At 60.6% G+C, this 7,009-nt stretch carries 4 protein-coding genes; 2 read left to right on the forward strand and 2 right to left on the reverse strand.

Going from position 1 to position 7,009, the window contains the following annotated elements:
- Positions 1-260: 260 nt before the first annotated feature.
- On the forward strand, positions 261-2,168 hold the full coding sequence (gene dnaK, locus BGC09_RS16475; protein ID WP_069805332.1) for a molecular chaperone DnaK: 1,908 nt from the start codon (positions 261-263) through the stop codon (positions 2,166-2,168).
- Positions 2,169-2,194: 26 nt separating this feature from the next.
- On the forward strand, positions 2,195-3,352 hold the full coding sequence (gene dnaJ, locus BGC09_RS16480; protein WP_069805333.1) for a molecular chaperone DnaJ: 1,158 nt from the start codon (positions 2,195-2,197) through the stop codon (positions 3,350-3,352).
- A gap of 126 nt (positions 3,353-3,478) precedes the next feature.
- Here the strand turns inward: dnaJ and BGC09_RS16485 are convergent, their stop codons facing one another.
- Both BGC09_RS16485 and BGC09_RS16490 read right to left on the reverse strand, forming a co-directional pair.
- The gene (locus BGC09_RS16485; protein WP_069805334.1) at positions 3,479-4,507 is read right to left on the reverse strand and encodes an endonuclease/exonuclease/phosphatase family protein; all 1,029 of its coding nucleotides are present in this window, start codon (positions 4,505-4,507) and stop codon (positions 3,479-3,481) included.
- A 503-nt stretch (positions 4,508-5,010) separates the two neighbouring features.
- The gene (locus BGC09_RS16490) at positions 5,011-6,378 is read right to left on the reverse strand and encodes a glycine--tRNA ligase (protein ID WP_069805335.1); all 1,368 of its coding nucleotides are present in this window, start codon (positions 6,376-6,378) and stop codon (positions 5,011-5,013) included.
- Between the last annotated feature and the right edge of the window lie 631 nt (positions 6,379-7,009).

Consider the following 7,009-nt stretch of genomic DNA (forward strand, 5'->3'; position numbering starts at 1 on the left):
GGGGTGGTTGGAGGGCTGGGGAGGTGAGGGAAGGGGGTGGCCAGCGGTCATCTTCACTGGGTTCCCTTCTACCGCGTGCACGCTGGTGCTCTCCTGGCTCTGACGGGTGCGGGTTGAGGCTGGGCCCAACAGTCAGGCTGTCAGTGTAGGTAAGCAGACCGAGTGATAGAGCTAGAACGGACAGGCGGCTCCTTGCGATCATCCTGCTGTTCTCTCCCCCGGCCAGCGCAGAAAATCTTGCGAGATTGTAGGAGGCAACTGTGCCACGAGTTATTGGCATTGATCTTGGGACGACGAACTCTTGCGTTGCTGTTATGGAAGGCGGCGAGCCGGTAGTGATTCCCAACGCCGAGGGCTCGCGCACGACACCGTCCGTCTTTGCGGTGACGAAGAACGGCGAGCGGCTTGTCGGTGAAATGGCGAAGCGGCAGGCCATTACGAATCCCGAGAACACCATTTATTCCATCAAGCGCTTCATGGGGCGCAAATACGACGATCCCGAGGTCGTGCGAGATCGCAGCCTCGTTCCCTATAAAGTGATCCGTGCCAGCAACGGCGACGCCTGGGTCGAGATCCAGGGGCGTCAGTACAGCCCGCCTGAGATCTCGGCCATGATCCTTCAGAAGCTCAAAGCCGACGCCGAAGCCTATCTGGGCGAGCGCGTGACTCAAGCGGTCATCACAGTGCCAGCCTACTTCAACGATGCTCAGCGCCAGGCGACGCGCGACGCAGGCCGGATCGCCGGTCTGGAGGTCCTGCGCATCATCAATGAGCCGACAGCGGCCTCGCTGGCCTACGGCCTGGATAAGAAGAAGGATGAGCGCATCGCCGTCTACGACCTGGGCGGAGGCACCTTCGATATCTCGCTGCTGGAGCTTGGCGAAGGGGTCTTCGAGGTCAAAAGCACCAATGGCGATACCCATCTGGGAGGCGATGATTTCGATCAGCGCATCATCAACTGGATGGCCGAGGAGTTCCAGAAGGAGCATGGCATCGATCTGCGCCAGGATCGCATGGCCTTGCAGCGCCTGAAGGAGGCTGCTGAGCGCGCCAAGAAGGAGCTGTCTAGCTCGCTGCAGACAGAGATCAATCTGCCCTTCATTACCGCTGATGCCAGTGGCCCCAAGCATTTGATGGTGACCTTGACGCGCGCCAAGCTGGAGCAGCTGGTGGAAGACTTGATTGAGCGCTCGCGCGGGCCGGTGATGCAGGCCCTGGCCGACGCCGGCGTGCGCCCCGGCGATATCCAGGAGGTGGTCCTGGTCGGTGGCCAGACGCGCATGCCCGCTGTTCAGGCTCTGGTGCGCCGGATCTTTGATCGCGAACCTCATCGCGGGGTCAATCCTGATGAGGTAGTGGCCGTGGGGGCCGCCATTCAGGCCGCCGTTCTGACCGGCGATATTAAGGACGTCTTGCTGCTCGATGTGACGCCGCTCTCCCTGGGTATCGAAACAATGGGGGGAATCTTTACCCGCTTGATCGAGCGCAATACGACGATCCCGACCCGCAAGAGCCAGATCTTCTCTACCGCCAGCGACAATCAGCCGAGTGTCGAGATCAATGTGCTGCAGGGCGAGCGCGAGTTTGCTAAGGATAACCGCTCGCTGGGCAGCTTCATCCTCGATGGTATTCCGCCCGCTCCTCGCGGCGTGCCGCAGATCGAGGTGACTTTCGATATCGATGCCAATGGCATTGTGAATGTCTCGGCTCGCGATAAAGGCACCGGGCGCCAGCAGAAGATTACCATTATGCCCTCCAGTGGCCTCTCTCAGGAGCAGATCGAGCGCATGATCCGAGAAGCTGAAGAGCATGCGGCAGAAGATCAACGGCGCAAGGAGGAGGTCGAGGAGCGTAACCAGGCCGATAGCGCCGCCTATCGCGCAGAGAAAAGCCTGGCTGACCTGGGCGAGAAACTCTCTCCCGAGCAGCGTAACGAGCTAGAGACGAAAATCGCTGACGTCCGTGCTGCTTTGGAGGGTGACGATATCTCTCGCGTCAAGGCTGCACGCGAGGCGCTTGAACAGAGCTTCTATCGTGTCAGCGAAGCCCTCTATCGTCAGGCGGAGAGCGCCGATGGCTCTTCCTCTACCACTGCGAGCGGCGAGAATGGCCAGTCGCAGGGAACGACGCAGGACGATACGATCGAGGGCGAGTACAAGGAAATGTAGTTCTCTCACGTTAAAAGGACCTGTCGATGCCTGCTGGTAAACGAGATTACTACGAAGTTCTGGGTGTATCGCGCCACGCAAGCGAGGAAGAAATTAAGAAAGCGTTCCGCCGCCTTGCCAAGCAGTATCACCCGGACGCTAACAAAGAGCCAGGCGCTGAAGCGCGCTTCATTGAGATCAATGAGGCGTACGAGGTCCTGAGCGATCCGCAGAAACGCGCGGCCTACGATCGCTATGGCCATGCCGGGGTCGGCAATGGCAGCGGGGCGGCTGGCTTTGGCGGGTTCGGCGGTTTCGGCGATTTCGGCTCATTCACGACGCTCAACGACATCTTCGAGACCTTCTTCGCTGGAACGGCAGGTTCGCAGCGCCGGACGGGACCCCAGCGGGGCGCTGATATTCGCTATGAGCTGACGATTACCTTCGAAGAGGCCGTTTTCGGTTGTCAGAAGGAGATCGAGCTGCCTCGCTGGGAGACCTGTCCCCACTGCCACGGGAGCGGCGCTCAGCCAGGCACTTCGACAGCTCGCTGCTCCTCCTGCGGCGGTACTGGCGAGATCCGGCGCGTGCAGCAGTCGATCTTTGGCCAGTTTGTCAATGTGACCGTCTGCGAGCGTTGCCGGGGCGAGGGGCGTGTGATTACGACGCCCTGTGAGAAGTGTCGTGGCCAGGGGCGCGTGCGCAATAATCGTCGCGTGGTGGTCAATATCCCTGCTGGCGTGGACGATGGGATCAATGTGCGCGTGACCGGTGAGGGCGAGGTCAGTGCCCGCGGTGGTACGCCTGGCAACCTCTATGTGATCCTGACCGTTAAGCCCCATCCCTTCTTTAAGCGCCAGGGCAACGATATCATCTATGAGCTGCCCATCAGCTTTACACAGGCGGCTCTCGGTGACGAGGTCGAGGTGCCAACGATCGATGGCAAGGCTGCAACGCTCAAGATCCCCCCTGGTACGCAGAGCGGTCGCTCTTTCCGCCTGAAGGGCCTGGGCGTCCCGGTGGTCCATAGTAGTGCGCGTGGCGATCAGCATGTGATCGTGAAGGTGGTTACTCCTACAAACCTGACCCCCGAGATGCGTCGTCTCCTCGAAGAGTTTGCTCGCCTGGAGCGTGAGCAGAGCGAGCAGAACGATAAGAACATCTTTCGCAATCTCTTCGAGAAGACGAAAGATGTCTTTCAGTGAGCCTTGATGGCGCACCTGCGCTCGAAGAGTGCCTTCAGCAGGCCGGGGAGGTGAGGGCGAGGAGGAGGTCTAGACTTCTTCTCTGCCCTCCCTTCCAATGGGCCACTGAGGCCAGCCTGGCCTGATTTACGGCAAGGAAAGGGTGGCAAGCGCCTGGGGCGTGGTTTGGGTTGGGTCGCTCTCCGGGGATGGTGTTGCGCTTGGGCCAAACTCGGCCAGCACGGGCAGGTGATCACTGGCCTGAGACCCCGAGATGCCGTTGCCTTCCTGCACGACCTGGCAGGCCCGCAGCCGCGGGGCCAGTTCGGGACTGGCAAAGATGAAGTCGATCCTTCCCGCTGGCATGAGCGCCGGACAGGTGAAACCTGGCTCGTGCGGATGCTGGTGGCGGAAGCAGTCGATGTAGCCTGCGCGCTGCAGCAAGGCAATGCTCTTGCGCGGCACATAAAGGCCAGCCAGGGCGTCGATGAACCAGAGCGCTGGCCGATTGCGCGCGAGGTGCGCCAGCAGTGGCTGCAGAGGACGCAGACGGTCAGGCAGCACATAGGCAAGATGGGGATGGCCGTCGCGCTCTTGGCCCTCGTCAGGCAGGGTCTGATCCAGGTAAAGCACATAGCGTAGCAGGGCACTGGCTCGCAGCGGCTCGCCCGGAGCCAGCGCATTGAAGTCGCCCATGAGTAGGTGAGGCTGACCGTGCACGCCGGCCATGATGTTCAGAATGGCCTCGATCTCTCGCTGCCGCAGGTGCTCTGCGGCCCGCCCCTTGTGAAAGCTTGCAAGCAGATGGGCTACAAAGACGGTCAGCTCGCTCCCATCCTCCTCGCGCACGTGTATCTCCAGGACCGGGCGAGTCAGCACACCTGGCCGGACATGCACCCGGCTGGCAAGGACCGGTAGCCTGGTGAGGCAGGCCACCTGAAACTCATCGCCTGCCGTCGGGTGGTCTCCCCGAATCAAGGTCATCTCCAGGCGCTCTGCCAGCTCCTCTACAACAGCTTTCTCCGTTCCCCGGCGTGGATTAAGCCCCTCGGGCAACCCGATAAGGTCGGGCTGGACGGCGCTGATCAGGCGCAGCAGAGGCTCGGTGCGTCGACCCTCTCCAGCGCAGGGAGTCATGCCACCGGCCAGAATATTATATGAAAGAACTCGTGTCATCCTTGTCAGTGACGGTGCTCTTCGCGCTTTGCAGAACTTGCAAAGCTCTCTTGGCTGCTCGTTCGCCCTTCACCGTGCTGTGCTCCCCGTCGGCGAACGGCAGCGGGGCGCACAGATAGCGACCATGCTCTGCTCTCGGCTGCATGACCACTCGCAATTTAAGAACGGTTTGACCAGGGCGAAAAGCACAATCTGTTTCTCTCTGCTTCTCACTGTCTCTCGGTGGCCTCTCCCTCTGCTGTACGGCGCCGCGCTCTGCGTTAGCAAGGAGACGGTAAAAGCAGAGAGGGGAGCGGGCCGCTCAGGGAGAGTGCTGGATCGTCGAGGTGCTCGAAGGCGGGGAGTCGTAAAGAGGCTGGCTGGTTAGTTGGACCAGGTGACACCGGGTCAGGAGCCGAGCGAGCGTGTCAGGCACCAGAGGGGAGCAAGCCCAGCCCGCCGCTGTGGTGGCCTGCTCCCCCTGCTACTGAATCCAGCTTAGTTGCGAAAGATGCCCTGCTCAATCAATGCCAGGTGACGCGCTCGAGCAAGTAAGCTGGCAGCTCCTCGATGGCCAGGCGTACCTGAGTCATCGTATCGCGGTCGCGCACCGTCACCGTTTGATCCTCCAGGGACTGGAAGTCGACGGTCACGCAGTAAGGTGTACCGATCTCATCCTGGCGTCGGTAGAGGCGCCCGATGCTGCCCGTATCGTCGTATTGGGCCACCATCAATCGGCGCAGGCGCTCGTAGATCCCGCGGGCCAGCGTCACCAGCTCCTCGTTATTGCGCTTCAGTGGGAAGACGGCCACCTTCACCGGGGCGAGCATCGGATGCAGATGGAGCACGGTGCGTGTTTCGCCGCTCTTGCCCTGGGGATCAGGCTGCTCCTCATAGGCATCCAGCAGCAGATAGAGGAAGGTGCGATCGACGCCGCCGGAGGTCTCCACGATCCAGGGGATATAGCGCTCCTTGGTCACCTCGTCGATGTAGCTCAGGTCCTCGCCGCTATACTGGCTGTGGCGCGAGAGGTCCCAATCCTGGCGCCAGTGGATGCCCTCCCACTCCTGCCAGCCAAGGATCGTCTGATACTCGATATCGAAGGCCTGGCGGGCGTAGTGAGCCAGCTCATCGGGGCCATGCTCGCGCAGGCGTAGGCGATCCTTATGGTTAATCAACCCGCGATACCACTCGAAGCGGCGCTGTTTCCAATAGTCGAACCACTGCTGCATCTCGCTCGGGTGGACGAAGAACTGCAGATCCCACTGTTCAAACTCGCGCTGACGGAAGAGAAAATTCCCGGGTGTCACCTCGTTGCGGAAGGCTTTGCCGATCTGGCAGATCCCAAAGGGAATCTTCATCCGTGAAGACTTAACGACGTTCAAGAAATCCAGATAGATATTCTGGCAGGCCTCACCGCGCAAGTAGGTCTTCACGCGGTCGTCTTCGACCACGCCGAGGTAGGTCTCCATGAGCAGGTTGAAGGTACGGGGTTCCATCAGCTCGCCGCCATCGTTGGGGCACTTGCGCTGCTCCAGGTTCTCGGGCGGCAGGTGATCGACGCGGAAACGCTTCTTACAGGTCTTGCACTCGACCAGGCGATCCACGAAATTCTCGACGTGGCCGCTGGCCTCCCAGACGCGGGGATGAGTCAGGATAGCGCCCTCGATCCCCACGACGTTCTCCTGCGTCTGAACCATCGACCACCACCAGTAGCGGCGGATGTTATTGCGCAATTCGACGCCCAGAGGGCCGAAGTCGTAGACGCCAGAGACGCCACCATAGATTTCCGAGTTGGGGTACACGAAGCCGCGCCGCTTACAGAGCGAGACAATTTTCTCAAGAGGAACAAAAGCTGTTTCGCTGGTCTGTGGCTGTTCAAGCTGGGTCATAGGCGAGTGGTCTCCTCCTCTGCAAGAAAAATCGCCCCAGGCGTTCACGAACGCCAGGGACGAATATCGCCAGTGCAAGCCGCCCGGGGCTGACCTCTCTCAGGCGATATGCGCGGTTCCACCCTGCTTCTTCGCGCTCTGTGTCCCTGCCTGCCGCCTCTTCCGATGTGGAAGCTGGCCATTACAGGGCGAGAGGGAATCTCAGCGCGAAGCCACTCATTGTAGACATCCCGGCTCCGAAGCGCCCTTCACCGGTTCTGGATTGCCGGCCTTCCACCAACCGCCGGCTCGCTGTTATCCTCGACCGGTTACTCCTCTTCATCATCGCCGGTCTCGTTGTTCAGTTGGTCTCTCTGTCGGTCGCCAAAGGAATTGCTCTGTTAGCAGTCAGGAGCTTCTGTGTGTCTGTAGTATAGCAGGGTGTAGTGGTCAGTGCAAGAGGGCAGGACCGACCCGTCCCTGCCTGCCTGGCGTCTCCTGCCCGGCGGCCAGCCTGGCCGTCCCTGCTTGCCCCCTTCCTTCTTTCGTGCTACAATGAAACCATGAAACAAAATGGCCGTGCAAAGTCTCCCACGCGGAAGAGAGTTTTTCATGTTGAGCAGCACCGTAGTCTGTTGTCTGGTAGCGCGTT

The organism is Thermogemmatispora onikobensis (assembly GCF_001748285.1).
Lineage (GTDB): Bacteria > Chloroflexota > Ktedonobacteria > Ktedonobacterales > Ktedonobacteraceae > Thermogemmatispora > Thermogemmatispora onikobensis.

Excerpts from the sequence above, each read along its gene's own strand:
- dnaJ (WP_069805333.1), top strand. The coding sequence starts at position 2,195 with ATGCCTGCTGGTAAACGAGATTACTACGAAGTTCTGGGTGTATCGCGC.
- BGC09_RS16485 (WP_069805334.1), bottom strand. The coding sequence starts at position 4,507 with ATGACACGAGTTCTTTCATATAATATTCTGGCCGGTGGCATGACTCCC.
- BGC09_RS16490 (WP_069805335.1), bottom strand. The coding sequence starts at position 6,378 with ATGACCCAGCTTGAACAGCCACAGACCAGCGAAACAGCTTTTGTTCCT.